Consider the following 26,577-nt stretch of genomic DNA (forward strand, 5'->3'; position numbering starts at 1 on the left):
TCATGGTGCATTTTTCGCGCTTGGTGGCTACGGCATGGGCATGTATTTAATGCGTCAGATTGGTGACCGTGGTGTCTATGGTCACCCTGAGCTACCTGACTTTATGGTCTTTCTGAATTGGCAAGAGCTACCTTGGTTCTGGCAGGGTATGGATCAATTCTGGTTTGCGATGATCATGGTGGCATTGGTGCCTGGCTTGCTAGCTTTCGTGTTCGGTTGGTTGGCATTCAGGTCTCGAGTCACGGGTGTATATCTATCGATCATGACGCAAGCACTGACTTATGCATTGATGCTGTCTTTCTACCGAAACGAGATGGGTTTTGGCGGGACCAACGGCTTAACAGATTTCAAAGAGATACTAGGCTTTGATTTACAAGCAGACAGCACGCGAATTGGTTTGTTTGTCGCCACCTCAGTCATATTGTGTTTAGTGTTGCTAGCCAGTCATGCGATATTTAAATCACGCTTTGGCAAGGTTATTGTCGCGATTCGTGATGGTGAAAACAGAGCACGTTTTATTGGCTATCGTACTGAGCGCTATAAAGTTTGGTTGTTCGTCTACTCAGCTGTGATTGCGGCAGTAGCGGGTGCCTTGTACGTTCCTCAAGTCGGTATTATTAACCCAGGTGAATTCTCACCCATTAACTCTATCGAAATGGTGATCTGGGTAGCGGTAGGTGGCCGAGGAACTTTGATTGGTGCAGTTATCGGTGCATTGTTAGTGAATTTTGCGAAGACTAAATTCACCGCGATTATGCCAGATGGTTGGTTAGTCGCATTGGGTGCCTTGTTTGTCTTCGTTACGCTTTACTTACCAAAAGGCCTGATGGGCTTAATGGAGCAAATCAGAGACAAGCGAACGCTAAAGAAGAATAAATTAGAAACCGGGGAGACAGCATCATGAATGTACTCGATACCACGAGAGAAACGATGCGTCGAGACCAAGTATGGAGTTTCATGCGCGAAGACGATGTGCATGTTGATGTATCGAAGAACGTGATTCTCTATATCGAAGGCTTGTCAGTCAGTTTCGACGGCTTTAAAGCACTGAATGACATGAATCTCTACATCAACGATGGCGAACTTCGCTGTTTGATCGGTGCAAATGGCGCAGGTAAAACGACCTTGATGGATGTGATTACCGGAAAGACCCAATGTGACGAAGGCTCGGTTTATTTTGGTCAAACACATAACTTGCTGGAAAAAGATGAAGCAGAGATTGCTCAGCTAGGGATAGGTCGAAAGTTTCAAAAGCCCACAGTGTTTGAAGCGCATACAGTTCTGGATAACCTTGAGCTAGCGCTAAAAACAAACAAGCGCGTGCTGCCCACTTTATTTTCTACACTTAGTTCGGAAGAGATAGGCCGAATTGACCACGTATTGGAAACAATTGGCTTGAAAGAGCACCGTATGATGCTGGCAGGTTCCTTATCACATGGGCAAAAGCAGTGGTTGGAAATTGGTATGTTGCTCGCGTCTGAGCCACGTTTGCTATTAGTTGACGAGCCGGTTGCTGGCATGACGGCACAAGAAACAGAACGAACCGCTGAGCTGTTGAACTCTTTAGCGGGTGAACACACCGTCGTGGTCGTTGAACACGATATGGAATTTGTTCGATCAATTGCCAAAACCGTGACGGTATTGCATCAAGGCTCTGTATTGGCAGAGGGGACTATGGACGAGGTGCAAAATAATAAAGATGTAAGGGAAGTGTATTTGGGTGATGAAACGGGTGATGAGGCTTAATTATGATTTCAATAAACAAGGTTAATCAGCATTACGGCGGCACTCAAATCCTTTGGGACTTGGACATGCAGATCGAGCCAGGTTCACGCACTTGTATCATGGGCCGTAATGGTGTCGGTAAAACTACCTTACTTAAGGCCATCATGGGGCTGCTTCCCGTCACCAATGGCGAAATATTAATGGATGGCCAGCCTTTGCAGGGAAAAACAGCGGAAGCTCGAGCACCCGCAGGTATTGGCTATGTGCCGCAGGGACGGGAGATCTTTCCATTACTAACCGTTGAAGAGAATTTACGTGTGGGTTTGCCTATTCGCAAGGGACGTTTAAAAGGTCAGGAAGGCGCGGGTGAAATTCCTCAGAAAATTTTTGATCTATTCCCTGTGCTAGGCGAAATGATGCATCGCCGCGGTGGTGACTTATCGGGTGGCCAGCAACAGCAGTTGGCCATTGGCAGAGCGCTGATTATAGAGCCTAAGGTGTTAATTCTGGATGAGCCAAATGAAGGTATTCAGCCTAACATTGTTAAACAAATTGGCGATGTTGTGATGAAGTTAAATGAAGAAGAAGGCTTGACGGTTATCCTTGTAGAGCAGAAACTTGGCTTTGCTCGACGCGTTGGACAATCCTTTAGGCTAATGGATAGAGGCCGTGTCGTGGCCAATGACACGATGGATAAGCTGAGTGATGACTTGATTAGTAAGTACTTGGCTGTATAAAGAGGTTATTACTCTCTCTACACTCTTTTTTATCGTTACCCACAGACATTTCCATAAAACGCTGTCATTCCCGCCTTCGCGGGAATGACGGGGGTCTTTGGAATGACGGAGTACTTTGGAATGACGTTTTCTAGACGACAAGAATCAAAAATATAAATGAATAACAAAAATGAACCAAGCACTCGACCCAACACTCATTGAAGACATTGTTTCTGACCACGGTCAGTGGCAGGCCTATCTGCGTTTACGCTTTGCGCAACGATCACGTGGTACACGCTTGGTTGCTAGTGAACATCAAGGTCCGCTTTACGTTCAAAAAGCGTTTTACCCTGAAGGCCCTGACTGTGCGCACGCTTATTTGCTGCACCCGCCGGGCGGCTTGGTAACTGGTGATACCCTAGATATCGACATACAGGTTGAATCTGGCAGTGAGGCACTCATCACTACGCCCGGCGCGGGTAGAGTCTATAAGGCTCGCGACGACTCGGGTGTTCAAACACAAAATATGACCTTGCGAGTCGAAAGCGACGCCGTGTTGGAATGGTTACCGCTAGAAACTATTCTTTTCCCTAAGTCTCATGCACGTATGAATACCCAAGTTGAACTGGCAGAAGGTGCTAAGGTAATGGCTTGGGAGGTCACTTGTTTTGGCTTACCGGCGAATAACTTGGCGTTCGAAGACGGTAGTTGCGAGCAGCGCTTGCAGATATGGCAGCAAGGCCGTATTCGTTTCAATGAAGCCCTCAGTTTAGCGCCAGGTGACACATCCGTTTTACATGGAACGGGTGGACTTCAAGAAAAGCCCGTTAATGCACTATTTGTTGCTGGGCCCTTCAACGAAACTATCGATAGTGCGGAGCATGAAACCATGCTTGAGGCATTGCTTATCAAACAAAGTGGTATGCCAGGAGATGATTTGCTAGCGTTAAGCATGACAGGTGAGTTTCTAACCGTCAGATACCTCGGTAACTGCACTGAACGAGCAAGAAATTTATTAGGCGAAGCATGGGCATTGGTTCGTCCAGTGCTATCGGGGCGCAAAGCCATCGAACCAAGAATTTGGTTAACTTAAGTGTCAGATTATATAAGAGTGAATTATGGAACTATTACCTAGAGAGAAAGATAAGCTACTGGTTTTCACCGCCGCGTTGCTGGCTGAAAGACGCTTGAACAGAGGCTTAAAATTAAACTACCCCGAAGCCATGGCCTACCTGACAATGGAAATTATTGAAGGCGCTCGAGACGGTAAAACGGTTGCCGAACTAATGAGCTACGGCAAAACCTTGTTGACTGAAGAGCAAGTAATGGACGGTGTCGCCTCGATGATTCATGAAGTGCAAGTCGAAGCGACCTTTCCTGATGGAACTAAACTGGTCACCGTTCACGACCCGATTTCATAAGTCGATTAATTGGCCTTTTTATTCCGTTAGTGACACTCACATAGTCACACCGATGGTAACACTCACAACTGTCATCCCGGTGGTGTTTTAAGCCGGGATCCATGAGGGTTAGTTAGGGGATAACGCAGGAATGACACAACTATGAACGAATATCTATTGATAAGGGGACAAGTATGATTCCTGGAGAATACCAAGTCGCCGAGGGCGATATTGAACTGAACGCAGGGCGTGAGACATTAAGCTTGCGTGTTGAAAACACCGGTGACCGACCCATTCAGGTCGGCTCTCACTATCATTTTTTTGAAACTAATTTAGCTTTAAGTTTTGATCGAGACAAGACCAAAGGCTTTCGTTTAAATATTGCCTCGGGCACGGCGGTAAGATTTGAACCTGGACAGGGCCGGGAAGTAGAGCTGGTGGCTTATGCGGGTGACCGTAAGGTCTACGGATTCCGTGGTGATGTAATGGGCGCGCTATAGCTTTGAGCTGAGGAGAGAAAAGATGACTAAGATGGATAAAAAAGCCTATGCGCAAATGTTCGGTCCAACGGTGGGTGATAAAGTTCGTTTAGGCGATACCGATCTTTGGATCAAAGTGGAGAAGGATTACACCACCTACGGCGAAGAAGTGAAGTTTGGTGGCGGTAAGGTGATTCGAGATGGCATGGGGCAAAGTCAGCGCTCATGTGCCGATACTGTCGACCTAGTGATTACCAACGCTTTGGTGCTTGATCACTGGGGAATCGTTAAAGGTGATGTTGGTGTCAAAGACGGTCGTATCGTCGGTGTTGGCAAAGCCGGAAACCCGGATGTTCAGGACGGGGTTGATATTGCGATTGGCCCTGGCACAGATGTACTCGCGGGTGAAGGCTCTATCCTTACTGCTGGCGGCATTGATGCTCATATTCACTTTATTTGTCCACAGCAAGTTGAAGAAGCCTTAATGTCAGGCGTGACCACAATGATTGGTGGCGGCACCGGCCCGTCAACCGGTACTAACGCCACAACTTGTACCTCTGGACCGTGGTACATCGGTAAGATGATGCAATCCACCGACCAAATGCCCATGAACTTTGGCTTCTTGGGTAAAGGGAATGCAAGTTTACCTGAAGCCCTAAGAGAACAGCTCGATGCAGGCGCTTGCGGCTTGAAGCTCCACGAAGATTGGGGAACCACGCCAGCTTCCATTGATTGCTGTTTATCCGTAGCAGAAGAATATGATGTTCAGGTTGCAATCCATACCGACACCTTGAATGAATCAGGCTTCGTCGATGATACCATTGGTGCGTTTAAAGACCGCGTGATCCACACGTATCACACTGAGGGTGCCGGTGGTGGTCACGCACCTGATATCATTCGTGCTTGTGCTTACCCGAATGTATTGCCTTCATCTACCAACCCAACACGCCCTTACACGCGTAACACGGTTGACGAGCACCTGGATATGCTGATGGTATGTCACCATTTAGATAGTTCTATTCCTGAAGATGTTGCCTTTGCTGACTCAAGAATCCGTAAAGAAACGATTGCCGCCGAAGATATTTTCCATGACCGCGGTGCCTTCAGTATGATTTCCTCCGACTCCCAAGCGATGGGACGTGTCGGGGAAGTGATTACCCGAACCTGGCAAACCGCTCATAAGATGAAGACACAATTTGGTTTGTTGCCAGAAGATTCAGGTTGTGATGCCGACAACTTTAGAGCACGTCGCTATATAGCTAAATACACAATCAACCCTGCTATCGCGCACGGTATCTCTCATGAGGTCGGGTCGATTGAAAAAGGTAAATTGGCCGACTTGGTGTTATGGAAGCCTGCCTTCTTTGGCATCAAACCCTCTACGATTATCAAAGGCGGAATGATCGCTGCAGCACCCATGGGGGACCCTAACGCATCGATTCCAACACCTCAGCCAGTACACTATCGACCAATGTTTGGTGCGCAAGGTTTAGCAGCGGCGAAAACCTCAGTGACCTTTGTCTCAGAAGCGTCTTTGAAGAACGATATTGGCGAGGCGCTTGGTCTTAGCCGAAACCTGAGTGCTTGTAAGAATACGCGCTCTATTCGTAAGTCAGACATGGTGTTGAATGATTGGCAGCCAGAGATCACCGTAGATCCGCAGACTTATGAAGTTAGAGCGGATGGTGAGTTGCTAACTTGTGAACCGGCAGACGAGTTGCCATTGGCGCAATTGTACACATTGTTTTAAACGCTATTTAGGCACCGACCAGTCGGGTTAAAACCCGACCTACAGGCTATGTACTAGCATGGTAGGTCGGACTTCAGTCCGACAAGGTCGAAGCCGATGAGTTCGAGGGTAAATAAGGCCTTCAAAAAAGGAAGATTATGTTAGAAGTATACGAAAGACTCGGCACGCATTGTCATGAAGAGGTTTCAGAAGTCGTCAAGCTAGACTCGGACCAGCGTGATAGAGGACGGCTTAAATTAACGAGTGAAAACGGTGTTGATGTACGTGTCTTTCTAGAGCGTGGCAAGCCTCTATTGGTGGGAGAGTATCTCAAGTCTGAGTGCGGAAAAATTATTCAGGTTCAAGGTGCTGTTGAGTCTGTCGCGCATGCCAGCTGTGAAGACTGGCGTACTTTCTCGCGTGCCTGTTATCATTTGGGTAACCGCCATACAAAAATTGAAGTGGGTGAGCGTTGGTTGAGAATTAAGCCTGACCATGTCTTGGAAGAAATGCTGCACTTACTGGGTTTAGTGGTGACACATGAAGAAGAAGTGTTCGCTCCTGAGTCTGGTGCATATTCCAAGGGTGGGCACTCACATTCACACGGTCATTCTCATGATGGACATTCGCACGAATGAGTAATCCTTTAGCCCTGTCACGTTTGCTGCAGTTAAGCTCGGTTAGCCTACCGGTAGGTGGCTATGCCTTTTCGCAAGGCATGGAGTATGCAATAGAGTGTCGTTGGATAAAAAACTTCAACGATGCCGAGTCCTGGATTCGACTTCAAATGCGAGAAAGCCTGGCCAAAGTCGATCTGCCAATTTTACGTGGTGCCATGGAAAGCACGGCTGAAGAAGACTGGCAGCGTTTTATGTTTCTTAATGATTTATCGATCGCATCCCGGGAAACGAAAGAACTACGGCTAACAGATACGGCAATGGGCGCTGCTTTATTGCGACTCTTGAAAAGCTTGGATTTTGACTTGCCAGAATGCGTCACTCAGGAAGGCGAAGAACACAGCTTTGCGACCTTATTCGCTTATGCGGCGCAAAAGTGGGGAATCGTTTTTGAAGATGCGGCCAATGGTTTTGTCTGGTCATGGCTAGAAAACCAGGTGGCAGGGGCCACTAAAATGGTGCCTTTGGGTCAGACTCAAGCTCAACAAATGCTGACCTTGTTTCAACCAGAGATTGCAGAATCGATTGCTTTGGCTGAACAAATAGATGAAGACAAAATAGGCGGTGGTCTACCCGGATTGGCCATAGCCAGCGCCTTACATGAACAGCAATACTCAAGGCTTTTCCGTTCTTAGTTGAAAAGCTTACGATCACGTCCCCTATAGTCATTCACGCGAAGGCGGGAATCTAAGGTCTTAGGGGGAATTAAAACAATGGATCCCCGCCTGCGCGGGGATGACGAAAAATATAGGATATAACAATGGCAAAAAAACAAACGCTACGAGTCGGTGTCGGGGGCCCTGTTGGTTCAGGTAAAACCGCCTTATTGCGCTCACTTTGTGCAGCATTAAAAGATCACTACAATATTGCAGTGGTAACCAATGATATTTATACCCAGGAAGATGCTTTATTCCTGACGCGTCACGAAGCTTTGGATGAAGACCGAATCCTGGGTGTTGAAACGGGTGGCTGTCCACATACCGCGATTCGTGAAGATGCCTCAATGAACTTGGCTGCGATTGATGAGCTGATGAAGCGCCATGGAGAGCTCGATGTCGTTTTTGTAGAAAGTGGCGGTGATAACCTTAGTGCGACCTTTAGCCCAGAACTATCGGACTTAACTATCTACGTGATTGATGTATCAGCAGGCGATAAGATTCCACGTAAAGGTGGCCCAGGCATTACTAAGTCCGATCTGTTGATTATCAATAAAATAGACTTGGCTCCACTTGTTGGTGCTTCGCTAGACGTAATGGATCAGGACTCAAAGAAGATGCGCGGTGAACGTCCTTTTGTTTTCTCAAACCTTAAGAAAGCTGAAGGTCTAGACAAAATTATTGATTTCATTATTAGCGAAGGCATGCTTGAGGCCAAAGAAATTCCACCTGCAAAAGCCGTGGTTTGAGTGCTTGACGACTTAGAATAGAATTAGACTAACTTAGGAGAACACAATGAAATTGAAAACCTTAATGACACAAGCAAGTGCCTTAATCGCCATGATGATGGTGAGCCTTGCCTCACTCGCTCACGAAGGTATGCATGCATCAGGGCAGGCGCACGTGGGCGAGAGCCATATGGGCTTAATGGAAGTTTCTTTGGCCGTGATGGCAATGCTAGCAGTTGGCGCATGGGCATTGAAAGAAGCTAAATCTAAGAAGTAGCATTTAGAGTCAGTCCCCGTGTTTCTGTATGCAGAGCCTTCCGTGGCTCGCATGCGGACTAGCACGGGGAGTCCAGATAAGGGATGCAACCCTCTGCTTCCTCAAAGGTCAAAACATCAAAGACTATTCACCACCGAGAACACCGAGCGGCATAGGGCCTCCACCGAGAAGACATATAAGAATTATTAAGGTTGATCTTTACTCTGTGCAGCGAAGCGCTCTGTGACCTCGGTGGTTCAATGTGTTTACGGAGCCTTCCACGGCTCGCAGGCCGGCTAGCACAGGGTTGATCAGCGAGGGGCGGAACACTCTGCCTACAAACTACTGTATTAACTGCGTTCTCGCCTCATAAAACTCTGTCGGGCAGCTAATCACATCATTTTCCTGAAGCCCCATGAGCTGCATAAATGCGCCATGGTTAACATGAATCAGGTTATGGTGGTCGCCACTTTCAAAGTAAATACTAGGCATCTCTTCCAAGCTTTTATCCCAAACTACTGGTAAGCCATAGACTTGGCCTAGTGCAGGAACCGCACCTTCTTCGCAATCATCAAATAAGCTTTTGAGTTCACACTCATCGACCAAGCGATAATGCGAGCCCTTGCCCATATGCTGGTTGAGCAGATCAGGAACAAGCTGATGTGTTGCTGGTATGACACAGAGTCGGTAGTTATCGCCATCGTGGGTGATAACGGCTTTTGCCATTTGTTTGGCTGGCACGTTAGCAAGTCTGGCACTAGCTAAACTGGTATGAGATTCAGGGTGTTGAATGAGGTCGTAGTGCACGCCAACGCGCGACAAGTGAGCTTCGATTCTAGGAGCAATAGACATAACAAGCACCTCCATAAAAGCGAGTGAATCATCATTGTAACGCTGCGAAAGGTGTTAGGCCAAGAACCCTTTGTGCTTAGTCGAGTGCGCTATAGGGCAAATGGCTATAGCGCACTATCTATCACCCCATATGGTTTTATTTGTGGTCTTTGCAGGGCGCTTAGCGCTGGTGCTCGTTGTATTGGGCTTATTGCGGTTAATCTTCTTTTTTGGGGAGTCCTGTTTTTTCTGCTCAGTCTTTTTATTCGCTGGTCGCTTATTCTTCGGTACGTAATTTAAAATAGATACGGGCACGACTTTTCTCACAGGGAAGCCTTCAATTTCTTTTCGCTCAATAATATGACCTAGCCGGCTCTCTATTGCACAAAGATTCTTAAAATCTCCCATTGAGACAAATGAGATCGCTTCGCCAATGGCACCTGCTCGGCCTGTTCGTCCAATTCTATGAATGTATTCCTCAGGCTTAAAGGGCAGGTCATAGTTAACCACTCGGCTTAACTTACCAATATCAATTCCGCGTGCAGCGACTCCGGTAGCCACCAAGAACTTAATTTCGCCAGATTTGAAATCATTCAGTATTTTAGCTCGCATTGCTTGGCTACGGTCACCGTGAATTGCTTCTGCGTGAATACCTCGTTTGCCTAACTGAGCGGCAAGTTTCGCAGCGCCATGTTTTTTCTCAATAAAAATTAGCGCCTGATCCCACTGATTCTCAATAATGAGATGACTCAATAGCGCAGACTTTTTATCTTTATCGACCGTAATCAACCACTGGTCAATGGTGGTCGCGGCAGTTGCCTCGGGCGAAATGGCGATTTCCAAGGCTTCGTCTTTAACCGTCTTAGCGAGGAAGCGTACGTCATCGGTTAGGGTTGCAGAAAACAACAAGCTTTGACGCTCGCTCGGAAGGCGATCAATGATTTTATTGATCTCATCAATAAAACCCATGTTTAGCATTCTATCGGCTTCGTCTAAGATCAGGACTTCTAGTTCGTCAAAATGAACTGCACGGTCATAGACCATTTCAAGTAAACGTCCTGGCGTCGCGACCAGAATATCAACACCTTCAATGAGTCTCTTTTTCTGAGGCTCTGCAGCGATACCACCGTACATAGCCATTGACTTTAGGTTGAGGTACTTCCCGTATTGCGTAATATTGGCTTCAATTTGCTCAGTCAGCTCACGAGTCGGGGTAATAATTAATGCTCGTATGCGCTTGCCGCGATAGTTGTAGGGAACATTAAGTTTTTCAAGCAATGGCAGCACAAAGCTCGCTGTCTTACCTGTACCGGTCTGAGATGCCGCGACCACATCTCTGCCAGCTATGATAGCTGGGATAGCTTTACATTGAATAGGGCTTGGTTCGGTGTAGCCTTTGTCTGTGATGGCCTTTAGAATGGGATCGCTTAATCCAAGCTTAGAAAATGGCATGTACACCTCAGTATCGCGTTAATCTAGGGAGTGGATTGTGCCAATAGGCTGGGTTGAAAGCTATGGTTATTTTTTGAGAGACAAGCATGGTAAGAGAAATTCGTATTGCACAAGCAACATTATCAACATATCCATGTATTATTCGGTTAGACATTTGGAAGACTAAGGCTCAATGCGATGAATGCATCAATAGTCAAAAGCTTAAACAGTTAGTAAGCGGAGAAGCAATATGGATATGGACGAATCAGTAAATGTACTTGGCGAAGTCTTGGAACTATGTGGAAGCGACCCCGTCACAGGGTATTATCGAGATGGAAAATGTAATACCTGTGAAGCAGACACAGGTTCACATACGGTTTGTATCGAAGCGTCTAAAGACTTCTTAGAATATTCCAGGTTTAAAGGGAACGACCTGTCTACACCAGTGCCTGAATACGGCTTTCCCGGCTTGAATCCCGGCGATACCTGGTGTCTATGCGCGGTTCGTTGGTTGCAAGCTCAAGAAGATGGTATGGCACCCAGAGTTCACTTAACTAAAACGCACATAAAAGCCTTGGAAGTCATTCCCTTGGAGCGGCTAAAGCCTTATGCGGCAGACCTAAATTAAGTCTCTGTCTCGGTGCTTGCAGCACTTTTTGACTGATCTAGACGGCCTAAATAATAGTGCTCTATTAGAATAGAAGCGATAAGGGAACACCAAGTTTCTATGTTGGTTTGAGTGCTAATTGGCGAACGTGCGATTAATTTTCTAAGTAAATGGCTAGAAATACCCTGATCAATCAATGCTCGTTGATAACTTAGTGGATGCCAGGTCAAAGAGCTCATTCAAAGGTGCGATAGCTGCGCTCGCCAGTTGAAAGAAATCTGCTCCTGAACGACTATCTACCGAAGAATTGAGCAGCTTGGTTTCGATAAAGCTCTGTAGTTCGGAGATTTTTGTTTGAGCGTTTTTAATCGCTGAGGTCGAGTGCTTATCATCTAGAATGATCACTCTTTTTTCGCCGGGCTTTCTTTCAAGAAAAACCTTATTTAGCGATTCAAACTGAGTGCTTACACGGTCATTCAAGTACTTCAATTTTATTCGGTCTAGAGCTGAACTCTTTCCTTCGGAAACAATACCCATACCGATGGCTCGGGTTTGGCCTATTGATTCAATCGTATCGAGTAACTCCTTCCATATTACATCTAAGCCTGCTTCACGAGATAATGCTACGAGCAGACTATTCTTTTCAGTTTGGTTTTCAATCAAATAGAGCAGATTTGTGATGAGTCGGTTATGTTGGTCGATATTGTTGTTTGCTTCAATTGTTAGGGCACGTGTTTCAAGTCGCTGCCAATGACTTGATATACCTTCAAATAACTTGTCTTTTGTCAGTGATGGGTGATTGCTAACTAATGATGCCCATAGTTTGTTAACGTCTGCTCTCACGGTTTTTATATCTGCTTGTAATGTTTTCTCACCGTGAAGATAGCCTGTGGTTAAGCCGCGATGTTTTTGAATTTGAATCAATAAGCTTTTGAGTGAATTGAGCTGCGCCAAACAGTTTTTAAGTTCCAGTTTTTCGGCATGTTTTTTTCGATTGGTACTAAACCAAACCAGCACACTTGCAATGACTATGAGGACTAAGGAGAGGGTAATGATCATAAACTGTTCTCCATTGGTTCTTTTGATTGGCTTGATTTATTTGCCAGGTATTTGGCGATATTAACCGTTTCGTCAGCGATTGCTGTATTCTCATCTGCTTGTGATAGCAGTGTTTCAACATTGAAAGCAACTTCGTTGGTTGCGTAGCTTTGTTGCTCTGTTGTCGTAGATATATGAGAAATCTTGTCACATATTTGATCGACGACTTTATCGAGGGTACCTAGATTGGCTTCAAGGTTTTGGATGCTATGATAGTTTTCTCTGGCTTTACTGACGACATCATGGACCTGCTGTTTCACACTGCCCATCTGCTTGTGAGATAACTCAATACTGTCGCTAATATCGTTTGCTGATTCTCGGGATCTGATTGCCAGATTTCGAACTTCATCGGCCACGACTGCAAAGCCTCGCCCATGCTCACCAGCGCGTGCCGCTTCGATTGCAGCATTTAAAGATAGAAGGTTGGTTTGATCGGCAATTTCCCGAATGATGTTAGACATTGCTGCAACATTGTTTGACTGCTCAAACAAGACATCCACCATTTTGACGCTTTCTTCAGACAAGGCAGTCATCTTCTCAATCTCAATGCAGGCTTTTTGCGCTTCGGCACGCCCTTGTGCAATTTGCTTACGTGAAGTATCAATGTCGGCATGGGTTTCTCGAACTTGCGTTGCAACATCGCTCACGCTGGCACTCAGTTGAGTGACTGCTGCAGCCGAAGAGGAGATTGCCTGCTTTTGTTCCATGGCATTTTTTGCCGAGGTTGAAGCGCTGATCGATAACTCACTCGCCATATGGTTAAACTCAGTAAAGTAACCGTCTCTATGCTGAACAGAGCGTTCTTGATTGAGTAAATAGTGGCGTAGTGCTTCCAGGACGGAGTGTCCAGATCGAGAATGGAGAGGGAGGTCTCGGTGTTGTACACCGTTTTGTTGAAGTAAGCGTGAAACATCTTTGAGAGGTGCAAAAAACTGGTTTCGTTTATAGATCAGGAATATAGATGAGAGCCCAGAAAGAGCAATAAGAAAAACGGTCCAATATGACGAGGGCTGTATTAGCCACGATGTTAGTGTAATGATCGTTAGTAAGGCGATAAAGGGAGTACTGTCTAGTTTCTCAGCCCAAGGCATATTTCGCATGACAAAGCTCCTCTTGGAAATGCCGATGAATTTGAGTGTTTGTATTACAGAGGAGCAAGTACTATGCCGCAGAGTAACTAAGGATTGTTACTGTTTGTAAGGTCTACGGACGACGCTGGTCTTAGCGGGTTTGAGTGTGAGGAGCAATAATAAGGCATAGTTTATTGTTGGGGTTTTTGCCCTACTAAAATGCGAGATGGATCGTTGTGGTGCATGAATTCACACATTAGCTGCTAAATTTTTTTATTCCAACGTGCCTCCTTGGTATTTCTGAACCGCTAAACTTTCGCAGAGCAAGAGGCACTTAAGGCAGGACATACACCCATAAGTCTACAAGATCTAACTCGTCTTATATGCTAGGCGGCAATTAAAGGCTTTACATCGAGTTCACTTCGATTAGCTTCCGCCTGCCACAAATCATATTGTGTTTGCTGATTCAACCAACTTTCAGCTGATGTATTAAACGCAATCGAAAGCCTCACCGCCATTTCAGGGCTAATACCTGCTTTACCGTTAACAATACTAGAGAGTGTTTTTCGACTAACGCCTAATGCTTCAGCCGCTGCAGTGATACTTAGCTCGAGAGGCTCAAGACAAAGCTCTTTAATAATCTCGCCTGGATGTGGAGGGTTGTGCATTAGCATAATTTCACCTCAGTGATAATCTTCGTAATTTACAATTTCTGCATGTTCCCCATTGAAACGGAACGTCACCCTCCAATTCCCACTAACACGAACAGACCAAACATCTGAACGCTTACCAGATAAGGAGTTCAGAAATAGCCCCGGTAAATTCATATCATCTGGGGAAGTAGAAGCATTAAGTCGGCCTAAAATAAGTTTTAAACGCTTAGAGTGCTTTACTTGAATACCTGAAGTTTTTCCTGCTTTGAAGAACTTCTCGAGGCCTTTGTGTTTAAATGATAGAATCATAAGCCGAATTGTAACCTGATACGACTCAGTTATCAATAAGAGTAATCGGGGTCAGAGTAACATTTACCAATCAACCTTCAATCCTCGGCCTACCCGCTTTTCCAGGAACCACTCGACGATGATACCTTCGCTCAATCTGTTCCTTGAACCCTTCACTACCTATCGCTATTCCCTTGTTAACCGCCTCGCGTATATCTGTGATCATTTCTTCATCTACATGATGCCTAAACAATTCTCTATAATTATTTGACCTTTCATCAGTCGACTTGCCCAGTGCCAAATACTCTTTATGCGGGTTCAATAACCCTGATACTTTACCTAAAGCATTACACTGATAACTTGACCAATAATAATCACCTGGATCTTCAACCATATTGGCGACTACTGGATTTAGCTAAATATATCTATAACATTCCAATAAGTAGCGCTCTGATTCAACTAAGCTGCTTTAAGGGGACTGAGGGATTCTTTTTTAATCAGAGTTCTGTACCAACTAAAAATCCGTTAACTGATTACTTTATAATCCCTCCGTCCCCTTTTACTGCTGCGGATGCAGTGAAACACTTGAGTCCCAAAGTCGGTCCCACAGTAATGTAAGCTTTGTCCAATCAAGTGAATCGTTGACACGTATGGCTTTGATAGGCGAAATAGTCGATACTTGAGTATCTTGGTTTACTTGTTCTGCAATGGCGAAATTGAATGCATAAGCGCCTTCAACGCCCATTCTTAGGTCAGACATGACTATTCGATCTTCACGAGTTTCAGCTTTGTAAAAACCTTTGGTAAACCATACCAGTCGTTGGGCATCCCAATGGCTTTCTAAGCCTTTTAATAACTCGGTGCCTTTAGGGTAGGTCTTAAATTCGATTGTATTCGTGTCTTCCCAAATACTCACATGTGAGATGCTGTAACGATCGCCTTCATCTATCACTATTCGCCATAAGAAAGAGCTCAATGGCATAGGTGTACTGATGGTAGATACGACTTTGCTTGTTCCTTTCTGATTGAGCCAAGCGGTGGCAATTTTCTCTTCCGCGATATGTTTTGCAAAGACGCCCCAGCATAGGTATAGCGATGAAATAGCGAAAGCTGAGGTGGTGATCATGGTGGCTTTCTTTGAAATCCAAGTATTCCTGTAGGCGAGAAACAGCGCAAGTAAAAGCGGCAGCGTATAGAATGGGTCGATAATAAATACGCTTGATAAGCCAAAGGGGTGCTCTGTTAGCGGCCAGAACAATTGAGTGCCATATACGGTGCAGGCGTCGAGTAGGGAGTGAGTCCAAAAAATCGCGAGAATCGCAATGAACCATTGCTTGGATATTGGACGATAGCTTGGGCGAAAGTGCAGTATTAACCATGTTAGTAGGGGCGCCACAGCGATCTGGATAATCAGACTGTGGCTAAAGCTTCTATGATAGGTAAAGTCTTCAACTTGGCCCCCAAAAGGAATAAGTACGTCAAGGTCTGGCAAAGTCCCCAGAATTGCCCCGATAATTGGAGCTGTACGGCCGATATGTTTACCTAATAATGTATGGCCAACAGTGGCGCCTAGTGCTGCTTGGGTTAGTGAGTCCATGTTTGTCTTCTTTCACATCTATATATCTTACTTATCTACTGTTTACGACTCCCATGATACACCTAGATGACCAAATATAGATCACATAATATGTGATCCAAATACTAAACATTGACGTAATACCTAGTGTTGTTCCTAAAAACTGTTGATGAGAGATTGGTGACACTATGGCTAGGTTAATAGAATCCAAAGAAACCCTTGATGCAATTAGAGTTAAGGCGCTATCTAACGCTAAGGAACTCGGTACTTATAACACGCGTTCTTCCTTTCAGTTAGGACGGAAAGTTTTAACTTTCTCAGAATTGTGCCACCGCTCACCTCGCAGGCTTTTTTAGTCTGTTAGCACCATTGCGTTGCATCTTCAATTCTGCAAGTAATCATTGCACTTTGCTTGGGCGTGACTCTTCCTTGTCGCACTTTAAATAGCACTCCCCTGTATTTCTGTTTCTTACGTACATCTTGTTACATATTAATTTTCTTAATGAAAACAATTGATTAGCTTAGTGTTAAGTGGTCTGCCTTGATGTGATTTTACTAGTGGGCATGGCTTATGCCCCTTCTTTGATGTTGATGACATTTATTGTCCTTTAAATCAGGAAAAAGAATGGGTCTAGAAAGTTATGTCTACTGCTCGGCGTTATCCTAAACATACTTTTGTTTTTATTGTCATGTCCCTTGCCTGTGTGAGTGCTAGCATTTTTATTTCAGGTGTTACCTGGAATGCCTTGCTTATTGCCTTGCTTGGTGTCATTGCTCTTGCTTTGATGCTTTGGCAATGTGCTTCTGCTCAGGCATTGCAGCAGTTAGCGCATTTGCTTCAACTTCCGGATAGTCAGTATCGCGATTTACCTTTAGAGGGTTTAGGTAAAGATGAAAGCCTAAAAGCCTTCAAGGATTATTTACTTAGCCATGAACGCTCAGAACAAAGCAAGGAGGAGTACTTTGCTGAGTTTGTTCATATGGCCAGAGAACTCTCAATTAGTGCCTTGTCGGCATCAACCAATGCAAAAGAGCAAAAGGCTTCGATTACCTCATCAGCAGCGGCTGTGACTGAGTTGAGTCAGAGTGTGGAAGATGTAGCGGCACAAATCAAATATGTTCACGACGACATAGAACGCTCGCGTGAGCAGACAACTGAAGGTATCGCTGAGGCCCAATCTGCCACAAATGAAATAAGCCGTATGGTCGGTTTATCTAAAGAAAGTGAGGTACTGGTTACAGAGTTGTTGGAGCATACCAACAATGTCGCAGCGATGTCGAAAATCATCATTGATATATCGGAGCAGACTAACTTGCTATCGCTTAATGCTGCGATAGAAGCGGCGCGAGCAGGCGAACATGGGCGAGGGTTCGCTGTGGTCGCAGACGAGGTTCGAAGTCTTTCAATTCGTTCTAGAGAGTCAGCTAATGAAATAACCGAAAGCATCAATAATGTGCAAAAACGAATGGTAGGCGTTACCGATAAGTCTTGTCAGGTAATGCGTGCTGCAGAAGATAACGCTGCGCGTATCAACCAGCTTGAAGGCTCTTTGGGAACGATCGCAAATATGATCGATAGCATTACAAACAAAATGCTCGTGATTTCGACAGCAACGGAGCAACAGAATATTGCAACGCGTGAAATCTCCGAAAATGTTGAGGCTTTATTAGGTAGGGCAAATGACAATTCCGTCATTGCAGATGAGACAGTTAAGGTTGCAGAGTATCTTGCAGACCGCGCTGAACGCTCACAAGCTAGTATAGAGAAGGAGTAAAGTTTGTCAGGTTTATTAATAGCGTTCGTCACCATTATTCTTGGGGTGCTTGTTTGTGTTAAGGCGATGAGCAGTAAAAAACGTAAGCACATTGAGGCCTTGTATACCAATATTGGATTGGTTAAAAACTTAAAGGTATTACTTATATTCATTCAGCAACATCGAGGCCTAAGACGGGTTATCTTCATGGTGATCGGTCTTTAGATAATGCTGTCAGGCAGGCGAAGCAACGAGTCGATAATCAGTGGCGAGTAATTGAGAACGACCACCCCTTAATTATAGAGGATCAGTTGTTCGAAGGTATCTCAACTCACTGGAAACGTCTGTCGTTTCGTTGGCAGCAGAAAGCAGTGACCAACAATATTGAACAGCACAATCGGCTTATTATCAACTTGCTGTACCTGATAGAAAATCAAGCAGAAAGTTATCTACCCATGCTTAGTTTTGGTCGTGACTCTGGGTTAGATGTTATTTGGAAGGAATTGCTTGAGACAATTGAAGCGATTGGGCAAACGCGTGCTATTGGTATGGGGGTCGTAAGTTGGATCAAACAGAAGATAATAGGCGTCTGTCTTCAGCACTTCTAAGTCCATCAACCCAACAGGCAACGCAATCCCATCTTTCTTAGCTTTCAGTTCCCGAGTCATTATAGTTAATTACCCAGTCAGAAGTCTTATGAAATTCAGGTGACTCAAAACGATGTCTCATGTTTAAGACAGATTCGTAGAAGACATCTTCCAATAGAAAGTTCACAATAAATGCCGGAATAAAACCACCCGGCTCAGTATGCCCTTGCCAGACGATTCTGGTTTTCTCGTTGCCTTCAGGAATCAGTACTAGTTCATTATTAACTTTAGGTGTTCGAATAACACCTTCATTTTTGGGTAGAGCATCGCCTTCAAACCATTCTTTAATTCGAACGACTTTTGAATCAGTTTCCTGTGTTAGTTGCTGGCCTGCGACGATATCTCTGTCAGCCAGTGGCCAGGGTAAACCCATTCTCATATAGATTTTTCTGGAACGTTCATCGTCAAAGGGCTCGATTTCATATGCGTCTACCATGTCTTTGACCCATTCAGGGAAGGTCTTGATATCAGAGAAATTGGCAACAATATTAGATAGCTTTGATTGCACCACTTGCTCTGCTTTAAAGGCAATAAAGTCACTGCCCGGCCAGTCGCGGGTAAACACCTTGATGCCATTTTTTTCTAGCATTAAGTCCCAACCGCTATCGTCCAGGGCCGGAGGGAGGTCAGTTCGATAGGCTTCAAGCTCAGCAGAGACGGTCGTAGAAAAAATACTTAATGTGACCATCAAATATTGAACGGTAGAAAGTACAGTATGTTTCATGAATTTATTACCTAACTAAGCAGTGTCTAAATCATTTTACTTTGAAATTTAGACCAGTAATGTGAGTTGCTCGGCATTGTTTCTTACTGACGTGATACAAGGAATATGTCTCGATATGTGGTTATTTATATCTATCATGCCGCGCATAAAGTTTGTCATAGATAAACTGTCTGAACCAACGATGCATTGGGTCATGGTGCATCCGTGCGTGCCAAAACATGGCGATCTCTAAGGGTGGAATGGGGAAAGGAGCGCTAACGACGGTAAACTTATCCTGGTCGACATAACGTCGAATAAAACCACTGGGTAACAGAATCATATAATCGGTCGCGGCGATGATTTCCAGCGCAGCAAAAAAGTGTGGCACCGTGAGCGCGACCTTTCGTTGTTGACCAATGCTTTTAAGGTAGTCATCAACCGGACTTTTGCTGGTGCCTGAGGAGCTAATTACGATATGGTTCATCCCAATATATTCTTGTAAGTCTATCTTTCCTTCAGAGGGATGAGACTTCCTGATAACGCCTGCGTAGTTATCTTGAGCAACGATGCGTTGGTGTATGTTATCGGGTGGAGAGGTGACGCCACCAATCATCAGGTCTACCTGATTATGTTCAAGCTCAGTGAGTAGGCTTGAGCGCCAATCAACTGTTGATAAACTTAACTTTGGTGCGGCTTCTTGCAATAGCGGAACTAATTTTGGTAATAGGTTATTAGTGCCATAGTCGGTCGTTGCAAGTCTTAAGGTACCTTCGTAATCTTTAGGGCTGAACTCGATAGGGTCAAGTAAAACACTGATTTGCTCGAGTGCCTGATTCACTAAGGGAAGCAGTTGTTCAGCGTTCTTAGTCAGTAATAAACCTTTTCCAGAGCGCACAAGTAATGGGTCTTGAAAGGCTTCTCTTAGTTTACCCAAGGTTCGGCTAACTGCTGATTGTGTGAGGTTTAATTGTTCTGCCGCCCGTGTGACATGCTTTGTTTCCAGCAACAGTTTTAATACTACAAGGCTATTCAGATCGAACTGGCGAAGTGTGACTAGATTCATGAGCAAGGCTAACCCACAGCTATTGGTATAATTTAAAATCATAACATACATAATAATAATGAATTGTATTTATGTGTTCTCTGCCTGCATACTGAACTCGAATTTTTTGATCACTCGTTGTAAAGAGGTCGTTATGAGCAAGCAAACTGAAGCGTTATATGAAAAGACTATTGAAGTGCGATGGGCTGACTGTGATGCGAATCAGCATATGAGGCATTCTGCTTATTCTGATCTGTGTGCGCATACTCGAGTTGCGTTTCTTAATGAGATCGGTATGACGGCGAAGTGGTTTAAGCAACATAATGTAGGCCCCGTTCTTTTTAAGGAAGAGACTGAGTACAAAGCCGAAGTTAATATAGGTGATGAGTTGCGCGTAACAGTGGAGCCAGGTGAGCCAACAGGTTTTACCAAAACTGTGCAGATGCTACAAAATATCTATAAGGCCAATGGTGAACTATCGGCAGTTCATCGTTGTGTGGTGGGCTGGATGGACCTTGAAGCGAGAAAGATAATTGAGTTGCCTGAAAAGATTAAAGAGCTGTATTTGATAGAAGCGCTAGTAGAGGTCTGATTCTTTAGTGGTGTTCTTAATCGCTCAGGTTTTGAATGTCGCTATTAGTCTCATATAGACTGTGTTGTATGGTGCGTTAGCCTACTTTATTAGTTTCCTTAGCCCCACTCACATGGTCTTCTTACGCGATATGGTATTTACCCAAGACGGTAAAGTGTGCTCTAGTAATGCCAATCTACCGGTTTATGCAATAGAAGGGAACTACCCAAGATACTCTGTATCGATGAGGATGCCTTCGCGCCGGAAGCTTCGATGACTAATAAAAAACAAGGATCAGAGGCAGCACACTAATGAATCAAAAAACAATTTATATCACCGGTGCAGCGAGTGGCATTGGCCAGGAAATCGCACGGCGCTACGCAAAAAATGGTGCCAACCTGGCACTATTCGACCTTAATTTTGATGAGCAGGCAAAATCGCTTATTGAGGATCTAAGGCATAACTCCAGTCAGGGTATTGCCTATTACGAAGCCGATGTGACAGACCTGGATGGCCTGCTTAAAGTAGTTTCAGAAGCGGCGTGTCATGTGGGATTACCAACGATAGCCTTGCATTGTGCAGGTATTAATCGCACTGGTTTATTTGAAGCTGTACCAGCTAAAGAGTTTGAGACTGTTGTGACAGTTAACCTTTTTGGTTCTCGTAACTTTGCTCAGGCGACTATTCCTTTATTGAAGAAAAACAAAGTGCCTAGCAAGTTAGCCTTGGTGGCTTCTATGGCAGGGTTGGTCGGTACTTATGCCTATACCTCTTACAATGCCTCTAAGTTTGGGGTGGTGGGTTTAGCTCAGGCCTTGCGCACCGAACTCGCGCCTGAAGGTGTAGCGGTTCAAGTGATTTGTCCGCCAGAAGTTGATACGCCGATGGTGCATGAAGAACACAAAACTATTCACCCGGTTACCTTGAAGCTAAAACTTACAGCCGGTGCACTGACCTTGGAGCATGCGATTGACGATATTATGAAAGGCTTGGAATCGAAGCGTTTTTACATCATTCCAGGCAAGCTCGCCCGGATGACCTATTGGATGAACAGACTGATTCCCGTAAAGCTAGTTAATTTCTATATTGATTCGATTGTCAGAAACGTATTGAAACAACAAAAATAATAGGCAGGCCGCAATGAAGAAAGTATTTATTACCGGCGCAAAAGGTTTTATCGCACAAAGTCTGGCGCGTTGCCTAAATAAAAAAGGTATCGAGACCTGTGGGATTGATCTAAGTGCCAATCAGGAACAAAACATCATACAAGCTGATTTATTTGAGCCAGAGAGATGGCGAGACATGCTAGCTGGTTGTGACACCCTCATTCACACGGCTGCAGTGGTCTCTAATGCTGCAACAGAAGAGGAAACCTGGCGCGTTAATGTGTTGGGTACGCAGACTGTATTAGATGAAGCGGCAAAGGGTGATAACAAAAAGCGCTTTCTGCACTTTTCCTCCGTTGCCGCGTTGGGCTTAAGTCACACCGGAGCAATGGATGAAAATACTGCCTTGAGGGCTTGTGGTCAGAAATATTCAGACTCAAAACTAGCTAGCGAGCACCTGGTGCTGAATTATAATAACGCTGGAAAAGTGGATGCCACCATTATCCGCCCTGCAGATGTTTACGGTCCGGGCTCCCGACCCTGGACCGTGACGCCAATTGACATGATGAAGCAAAAGAAATTCATCGCCCCGAAAGAAGGTATGTTCGGCCCAGTGTATATTGATGACTTGGTCGAGGGCTGTTATTTGGCACTGAACTCAGACAAGGCAATCGGACAGATTTATATCCTATCAGGCATGGGGCAGGTGAGTAATCGGGAGTATTTTTCTTTTTTAGCCAAAATGTTAGGTTTGGACTCGGCAAGAACACTTTCCAAACAGGTGCTTTATCCTATCGCTTTTGCCGCGGAGCGAATTGCTCATCTTGTCGGTAAACGTACAGAATTAAATCCTTCTACCGTTGCGATGCTATCAAGGCCTAGTGCTAAATATCTCCATGATAAGGCCAGTGCAGAGCTAGGGTATCAGCCTAAAGTTAGTCTTGAAGAAGGGATGGCTAGGAGTGAGCAATGGCTGCGTGAGCAGGGAGTGATATAAAACTACCTCATCATGTAGACAGAAAGTCCCAACCCTCGCTGAGGCGACTGATTACTATGAGCTTTAGAGTCTGGCTCGCTCAATTTTTTGTACAAGATAGGCGCTGCTTATTTTCAGTCATCACAATAATTCGCTCTGGTTGGGATAAAAAATATGACGGCTTCATGCCTAGCATCATATTAAAAGTATGGGTGCAATGAGATAGGTCGACAAAACCCGCATCAATGGCGGCGTCGGTTAAACTCTTTCCTCTGCTGATTTCGACTGCGGTGACAAATAACCTATGCCATTGACGATACCTGCGTATGGGTACGCCTGTTTGTTTTTTGAAGACTTTGGTGAGTCCAGGTACTGACAAGTTCACTGTATCAGCGAGACTCTCAATAGATAGGTTTGTGTCAATAGAATCCTTGATCAAATCGACTACCTTAGATACGCGTTTATCACTGTCAAAAGGCTTCTTTACACATGTTTTGAATAGGCTATCAATCTCATATTTGGTTTCGCTCGTGGAGCGTTCTGAGTCGTAAATATCAATAACAGACTGTCTGAATAATTGTTCGTTGCCAAACTCGCTAAAAACCCCTTGGCCCATATCGCGGCAGAGGTCGGATAAGGCGCTAAAGTCCCGTCCCATAACATCTAGATTACAATTTGCGATGACCTGATGTTGTGTATCTATCGTTACAGAGCAGCCAGGTTTTAGTAATACGCATGTGCTTTCAAAACAAATGTTCTGATCTTTTGACTCAACTTTAATAGGACCGCCCAGTGACAGGGTCAGAGTTGCAGCGCCTTGGGACAAGTTCAGTGGCTCTTCAAGCCTGCCAATAAAGAGCGTTCGTTCTTCCCATAGATACAGGAGAGACTTCTTGTTCATTGTTATTAGATCTCGGTACGTGTGTACGCTAAAGATAGGCCTTTTGAAGAAAATAGTCCTCTTTTTCATGTTAGTTATGAGAACCAAAACTCACTAGTGATAGAAAAACGAGGGGAGTATCAGATTATACAAGCGAAGTAGTAGGGCTTGGTGTCAGTGTTTAAAAGGCTGGTATTTAACTCAGTATAAAAATAAATTTGAGGATATATCTATGAAAAAGACACTCGCATTAACGGCTGCTCTCACATGTGCAGCAGCTGCTCCGACACAAGCAGGATTCTTTTCTGATTATTTTAGTTACACGAAAACAGAAAATCCAATCATGTTAGTCCCTGGAATATTTGCCTTCGACTCAATTTCTATTGTCGATTATTGGCATCAGATTCCGAGCGCTATTGAAAGTCGTGGTGGTGAAGCTTATGTAGCTAAGATCAATGCTTTTGATAGTTCTGTGGGCCGAGGTGAAGAGCTGATCGCTCAGCTTGAGGAAATTAAAGCAAGTTCCGGTGGACGAATCGAAAAGTTCAACCTAATGGGTCATAGCCAGGGTGGTATGACTTCGCGTTATGTAATGGAAACACGTCCTGACCTTGTTGCGTCGGTTACTACGATGCATACGCCACATACTGGTTCGCCTATTGCAGACTTGGTGACAGATTTAGCTCCACCAGAAACAATTCGTGGAACGTTATTTGGCGCGTTTGCTAATGCAGTCGGTGATCTAGTTAACTTGTTGTCGGACAATAAAAAGTCCGACTCTGATATTTACGCTATGTTGGGAGAGTTTAATGCTCAAGGTGCAGCACAATACAATGCAACTTACACGCATGGCTTACCGACAACTGAGTGTGGTAATGGGCCCTCGCAAGTGACGATCAATGGCGAAGATATCAAGCTCTATTCATGGAGTGGCACAGGTCATCTGACTGCTGTTGGGGATATTTCAGATCCCTTGTTTGCCATCACAGGTTTAGCGTTTGATTCAGGTGAAGATAACGACGGTATTACCGGGCGTTGTGCATCTCACTTTGGCCAGGTTATTCGTGATGATTACTTCATGAACCACATTGATGCCAATAATCATGTCTTAGGATTAACATCATTGTTCGAGACTGATCCAAAGACCTTATTTAAGAAACATGCTAACCGCCTTAAGAAGGCTGGCCTATAAACGATTCCTAGAGAATTATGTGCTTTCCAATTTGGGCAATCAGGCAAGCTTATACTGGAAATGCCGTTTTGGGGTCCTATGGGCCCCACTTTTTTAAGAGGTTATTATGACGATAAAAACCGGGTCGATTGCATCGATAGCAGTCATTTTCGTGGTATCGATTGCTTTGTATGAATACTTTGGTTACGCAGAAATAGGCTCGGATAGTGCGCCTGTTACTATGATAGAAGCCAGAAAAATTAACGAGTCTTTGTATCACAAACCCTATGAAGTGGAGGGTATCAAAGCGCTTTCTTCTTCATCACTCGCGGGAACTGATGTGAATCACAACTTAAGTGTTGATGAAAGTCAGAACTTGCTGGCTGATGAAGGTCTTAAAGATATGTTCGAATATTTCCTATCTACTCTTGGAGAGTATGAACTAGAGCAGGTTATTGCTTCAATCCAAGAAACTATTAAAGCAGAGCTAAGCGAACCGGCTCGTTCACAAGCTCTGGACCTACTTAAACGTTATATTGACTACAAAATCGGTATCGAGGAGCTTCAGCAGGGTTTTGTTGTATACGATTCGGGAGTAAATATGGTCGATAAACTGATAGCTCAGCAGTCTGAGATTAAGACCTACAGAGAGCGCTTCTTTGATCAAGTTGAATATGAAGCATTCTTTGCTTCTGAAGATATCCAGAACAGGTTCTTGATTCAGCAGTTAAAAATCAACAGTGATGAAACACTAACAGCAACAGAAAAACAACAACATATAGAGATAGCGAGCCTTGAACTACCAGAGGACATTAGAGCAACGAGGCAGCGCGCTCAGCAACATGCATTGCTATCAGAACAAGTTAGAAAAATGAAAGCCGATAATGCGCCCGCTAGCGAAGTGTATCAGCTGCGGGAGAACATGCTAGGGAGTGAGGCTGCGGCAGCGCTAGCCGATTTAGACAAACGTCGAGCGCAATGGTCGCAGAGACTTAGCAGCTTTTCCGCTGAGCGAAAAACTGTCTTAGATTCTAGCTTAAGTGAACAAGATAAGGAGCAATCCATTTCTGAACTGTTGGCCTATCACTTTGATGAAACAGAGCGTAAGCGCGTTAGTGCTCTGATGAGTGATGACAGGCTTCCATAGGTGCCAATTCGAATTGAAATGGACAATTAAAGGGCTCAGTCCAGAATGGTATACTGTTACGTACTTGTAGCCAAAAGGTTCGATCTGGCGCGATAAAGGTCGTGATAGACAGAATTCGATCTTACAGACGAAAATGGGGCACTCGGCATAGCAATTCAACACCCACAGGCAAAAAAGTCCGCAAACTCGTCGTTCAGATGGTTTATCTAGATAGGGGTAAAACAGCCAGTTTGAATCTTGAGTCAATGCTGGCTTTTGAGCAAAAGCGGCCTTTTAGTATTGCAGGAATACCCATTTCTTTTTGTTAAAAGCGATCATATTTAAATATCAGAAAATCGCCAGTTGTGAGCGAAAAGGGAAACTACTATATCGAGCGCTCTAGAAGTTAAGTGCCCGTCTAATAACTTAGAATACAGTGACATATTCAGTATAGTATTGCCCTATTTCGCCCATTTTTTTTCGCCTTAAATAGCGCTGAATCAGCTTCCTTAAATAAGACATCGAATTCATTTTTATTATCTTTATTTATACTTACACCAATGCTGACGGTGATATTAACCCCCTGTGTCAGGATAGTTGTCGCCTCTGTTAATTTTTAATAATTGAATAGGAGGCGGTAAGAGAATATGAGTGAAGCATTATTCAAAAGAGTTTAAAGAA

Annotated in this window: 31 protein-coding genes and 1 pseudogene; 20 read left to right on the forward strand and 12 right to left on the reverse strand. The window is 44.6% G+C overall.

Going from position 1 to position 26,577, the window contains the following annotated elements; genetic code table 11:
• The 11 genes from urtC to A3756_RS03795 all read left to right on the forward strand — a co-directional run.
• Window positions 1-904 (forward strand): urea ABC transporter permease subunit UrtC (urtC, locus tag A3756_RS03745; protein ID WP_068552945.1); only part of this gene is annotated, 904 nt, incomplete at its 5' end.
• The gene (urtD, locus tag A3756_RS03750) at window positions 901-1,746 is read left to right on the forward strand and encodes an urea ABC transporter ATP-binding protein UrtD (protein ID WP_068513015.1); all 846 of its coding nucleotides are present in this window, start codon (window positions 901-903) and stop codon (window positions 1,744-1,746) included. The genes urtC and urtD, both read left to right, overlap by 4 nt.
• A gap of 2 nt (window positions 1,747-1,748) precedes the next feature.
• Window positions 1,749-2,462, forward strand: coding sequence for an urea ABC transporter ATP-binding subunit UrtE (gene urtE / locus A3756_RS03755; RefSeq protein ID WP_068513012.1), 714 nt, complete (start codon window positions 1,749-1,751; stop codon window positions 2,460-2,462).
• Between the two features lie 169 nt (window positions 2,463-2,631).
• Window positions 2,632-3,534 (forward strand): urease accessory protein UreD, encoded by a 903-nt coding sequence (locus A3756_RS03760; protein ID WP_068513009.1) that lies wholly within the window; start codon window positions 2,632-2,634, stop codon window positions 3,532-3,534.
• A 25-nt stretch (window positions 3,535-3,559) separates the two neighbouring features.
• A complete protein-coding gene (locus tag A3756_RS03765) occupies window positions 3,560-3,862 on the forward strand; it encodes an urease subunit gamma (protein WP_068512141.1) in 303 nt (100 codons plus the stop codon).
• Window positions 3,863-4,035: 173 nt separating this feature from the next.
• Window positions 4,036-4,341 (forward strand): urease subunit beta, encoded by a 306-nt coding sequence (locus tag A3756_RS03770; RefSeq protein ID WP_068552946.1) that lies wholly within the window; start codon window positions 4,036-4,038, stop codon window positions 4,339-4,341.
• A 22-nt stretch (window positions 4,342-4,363) separates the two neighbouring features.
• Window positions 4,364-6,070: an urease subunit alpha gene (ureC, locus tag A3756_RS03775; protein WP_068513006.1), complete on the forward strand. Its 1,707-nt coding sequence runs from the start codon at window positions 4,364-4,366 to the stop codon at window positions 6,068-6,070.
• A gap of 137 nt (window positions 6,071-6,207) precedes the next feature.
• Entirely contained in the window at window positions 6,208-6,687 is a 480-nt protein-coding gene (gene ureE, locus A3756_RS03780) for an urease accessory protein UreE (RefSeq protein WP_068552947.1), read from the forward strand.
• On the forward strand, window positions 6,684-7,361 hold the full coding sequence (locus A3756_RS03785; protein WP_068512998.1) for an urease accessory protein UreF: 678 nt from the start codon (window positions 6,684-6,686) through the stop codon (window positions 7,359-7,361). The genes ureE and A3756_RS03785 overlap by 4 nt, the downstream gene beginning before the upstream one ends.
• A gap of 125 nt (window positions 7,362-7,486) precedes the next feature.
• A complete protein-coding gene (gene ureG / locus A3756_RS03790) occupies window positions 7,487-8,131 on the forward strand; it encodes an urease accessory protein UreG (protein ID WP_068512995.1) in 645 nt (214 codons plus the stop codon).
• A gap of 46 nt (window positions 8,132-8,177) precedes the next feature.
• On the forward strand, window positions 8,178-8,387 hold the full coding sequence (locus A3756_RS03795; protein WP_068509676.1) for a hypothetical protein: 210 nt from the start codon (window positions 8,178-8,180) through the stop codon (window positions 8,385-8,387).
• Window positions 8,388-8,708: 321 nt separating this feature from the next.
• Here A3756_RS03795 and A3756_RS03800 read toward each other — a convergent pair whose 3' ends face one another.
• Together A3756_RS03800 and A3756_RS03805 are read right to left on the reverse strand one after the other, a co-directional pair.
• Window positions 8,709-9,218: an aminoacyl-tRNA deacylase gene (locus A3756_RS03800; protein ID WP_068552948.1), complete on the reverse strand. Its 510-nt coding sequence runs from the start codon at window positions 9,216-9,218 to the stop codon at window positions 8,709-8,711.
• A gap of 114 nt (window positions 9,219-9,332) precedes the next feature.
• Window positions 9,333-10,649 (reverse strand): DEAD/DEAH box helicase, encoded by a 1,317-nt coding sequence (locus A3756_RS03805; protein WP_068512989.1) that lies wholly within the window; start codon window positions 10,647-10,649, stop codon window positions 9,333-9,335.
• Window positions 10,650-10,878: 229 nt separating this feature from the next.
• Between A3756_RS03805 and A3756_RS03810 the strand changes: the two genes are divergently transcribed.
• The gene (locus A3756_RS03810) at window positions 10,879-11,256 is read left to right on the forward strand and encodes a DUF2237 family protein (RefSeq protein ID WP_068510255.1); all 378 of its coding nucleotides are present in this window, start codon (window positions 10,879-10,881) and stop codon (window positions 11,254-11,256) included.
• A 168-nt stretch (window positions 11,257-11,424) separates the two neighbouring features.
• Here the strand turns inward: A3756_RS03810 and A3756_RS03815 are convergent, their stop codons facing one another.
• The 6 genes from A3756_RS03815 to A3756_RS03840 all read right to left on the reverse strand — a co-directional run bounded on the left by A3756_RS03815 (window position 11,425) and on the right by A3756_RS03840 (window position 15,941).
• A complete protein-coding gene (locus A3756_RS03815; RefSeq protein ID WP_068512986.1) occupies window positions 11,425-12,294 on the reverse strand; it encodes a nitrate- and nitrite sensing domain-containing protein in 870 nt (289 codons plus the stop codon).
• Window positions 12,291-13,433 carry a methyl-accepting chemotaxis protein gene (locus tag A3756_RS03820; RefSeq protein ID WP_068552949.1) on the reverse strand — a complete coding sequence of 381 codons (1,143 nt, stop codon included), beginning with the start codon at window positions 13,431-13,433 and terminating at the stop codon, window positions 12,291-12,293. The genes A3756_RS03815 and A3756_RS03820 overlap by 4 nt, the downstream gene beginning before the upstream one ends.
• A 356-nt stretch (window positions 13,434-13,789) precedes the next feature.
• On the reverse strand, window positions 13,790-14,077 hold the full coding sequence (locus A3756_RS03825; RefSeq protein WP_068512977.1) for a HigA family addiction module antitoxin: 288 nt from the start codon (window positions 14,075-14,077) through the stop codon (window positions 13,790-13,792).
• 9 nt (window positions 14,078-14,086) lie between these two features.
• Window positions 14,087-14,365 (reverse strand): type II toxin-antitoxin system RelE/ParE family toxin, encoded by a 279-nt coding sequence (locus A3756_RS03830; protein ID WP_068552950.1) that lies wholly within the window; start codon window positions 14,363-14,365, stop codon window positions 14,087-14,089.
• A 70-nt stretch (window positions 14,366-14,435) separates the two neighbouring features.
• Entirely contained in the window at window positions 14,436-14,738 is a 303-nt protein-coding gene (locus A3756_RS03835; RefSeq protein ID WP_068552951.1) for a transposase, read from the reverse strand.
• A gap of 165 nt (window positions 14,739-14,903) precedes the next feature.
• The gene (locus tag A3756_RS03840) at window positions 14,904-15,941 is read right to left on the reverse strand and encodes a metal-dependent hydrolase (protein ID WP_068516016.1); all 1,038 of its coding nucleotides are present in this window, start codon (window positions 15,939-15,941) and stop codon (window positions 14,904-14,906) included.
• A 620-nt stretch (window positions 15,942-16,561) separates the two neighbouring features.
• Here A3756_RS03840 and A3756_RS03845 point away from each other — a divergent pair.
• The 3 genes from A3756_RS03845 to A3756_RS03855 all read left to right on the forward strand — a co-directional run bounded on the left by A3756_RS03845 (window position 16,562) and on the right by A3756_RS03855 (window position 18,282).
• Complete coding sequence (locus A3756_RS03845) at window positions 16,562-17,695, forward strand: methyl-accepting chemotaxis protein (RefSeq protein ID WP_068552952.1); 1,134 nt, start codon at window positions 16,562-16,564, stop codon at window positions 17,693-17,695.
• Between the two features lie 3 nt (window positions 17,696-17,698).
• Complete coding sequence (locus tag A3756_RS03850) at window positions 17,699-17,899, forward strand: hypothetical protein (RefSeq protein WP_068552953.1); 201 nt, start codon at window positions 17,699-17,701, stop codon at window positions 17,897-17,899.
• Between the two features lie 86 nt (window positions 17,900-17,985).
• Complete coding sequence (locus tag A3756_RS03855) at window positions 17,986-18,282, forward strand: hypothetical protein (RefSeq protein ID WP_068552954.1); 297 nt, start codon at window positions 17,986-17,988, stop codon at window positions 18,280-18,282.
• Window positions 18,283-18,319: 37 nt separating this feature from the next.
• Here the strand turns inward: A3756_RS03855 and A3756_RS03860 are convergent, their stop codons facing one another.
• Both A3756_RS03860 and A3756_RS03865 read right to left on the reverse strand, forming a co-directional pair.
• Entirely contained in the window at window positions 18,320-19,045 is a 726-nt protein-coding gene (locus A3756_RS03860) for an START domain-containing protein (RefSeq protein WP_068516025.1), read from the reverse strand.
• Between the two features lie 121 nt (window positions 19,046-19,166).
• Window positions 19,167-20,087 (reverse strand): LysR family transcriptional regulator, encoded by a 921-nt coding sequence (locus A3756_RS03865; RefSeq protein WP_156508895.1) that lies wholly within the window; start codon window positions 20,085-20,087, stop codon window positions 19,167-19,169.
• A gap of 133 nt (window positions 20,088-20,220) precedes the next feature.
• On the opposite strand from A3756_RS03865, the gene A3756_RS03870 reads away from it, so the two are divergent.
• The 3 genes from A3756_RS03870 to A3756_RS03880 all read left to right on the forward strand — a co-directional run bounded on the left by A3756_RS03870 (window position 20,221) and on the right by A3756_RS03880 (window position 22,740).
• Complete coding sequence (locus A3756_RS03870) at window positions 20,221-20,658, forward strand: thioesterase family protein (RefSeq protein WP_068516029.1); 438 nt, start codon at window positions 20,221-20,223, stop codon at window positions 20,656-20,658.
• Between the two features lie 290 nt (window positions 20,659-20,948).
• Entirely contained in the window at window positions 20,949-21,764 is an 816-nt protein-coding gene (locus tag A3756_RS03875) for an SDR family NAD(P)-dependent oxidoreductase (protein WP_068552956.1), read from the forward strand.
• 13 nt (window positions 21,765-21,777) lie between these two features.
• Window positions 21,778-22,740, forward strand: a complete 963-nt coding sequence (locus A3756_RS03880) for an NAD(P)-dependent oxidoreductase (protein WP_068552957.1) — start codon at window positions 21,778-21,780, stop codon at window positions 22,738-22,740.
• Window positions 22,741-22,819: 79 nt separating this feature from the next.
• On the opposite strand, the gene A3756_RS03885 is transcribed toward A3756_RS03880, so the two are convergent.
• Window positions 22,820-23,620 carry a helix-turn-helix domain-containing protein gene (locus A3756_RS03885; RefSeq protein ID WP_068552958.1) on the reverse strand — a complete coding sequence of 267 codons (801 nt, stop codon included), beginning with the start codon at window positions 23,618-23,620 and terminating at the stop codon, window positions 22,820-22,822.
• A gap of 211 nt (window positions 23,621-23,831) precedes the next feature.
• Here A3756_RS03885 and A3756_RS03890 point away from each other — a divergent pair, with 211 nt between their 5' ends.
• Window positions 23,832-24,791, forward strand: a complete 960-nt coding sequence (locus A3756_RS03890) for a triacylglycerol lipase (RefSeq protein ID WP_068552959.1) — start codon at window positions 23,832-23,834, stop codon at window positions 24,789-24,791.
• A 106-nt stretch (window positions 24,792-24,897) separates the two neighbouring features.
• Complete coding sequence (locus A3756_RS03895; protein ID WP_068552960.1) at window positions 24,898-25,917, forward strand: lipase secretion chaperone; 1,020 nt, start codon at window positions 24,898-24,900, stop codon at window positions 25,915-25,917.
• 424 nt (window positions 25,918-26,341) lie between these two features.
• Here the strand turns inward: A3756_RS03895 and A3756_RS29165 are convergent.
• A pseudogene (locus tag A3756_RS29165) lies at window positions 26,342-26,494 on the reverse strand (diguanylate cyclase); the annotation flags it as partial.
• Window positions 26,495-26,577: the final 83 nt, after the last annotated feature.

The sequence above is a fragment of the Oleiphilus sp. HI0086 genome (genome assembly GCF_001635225.1).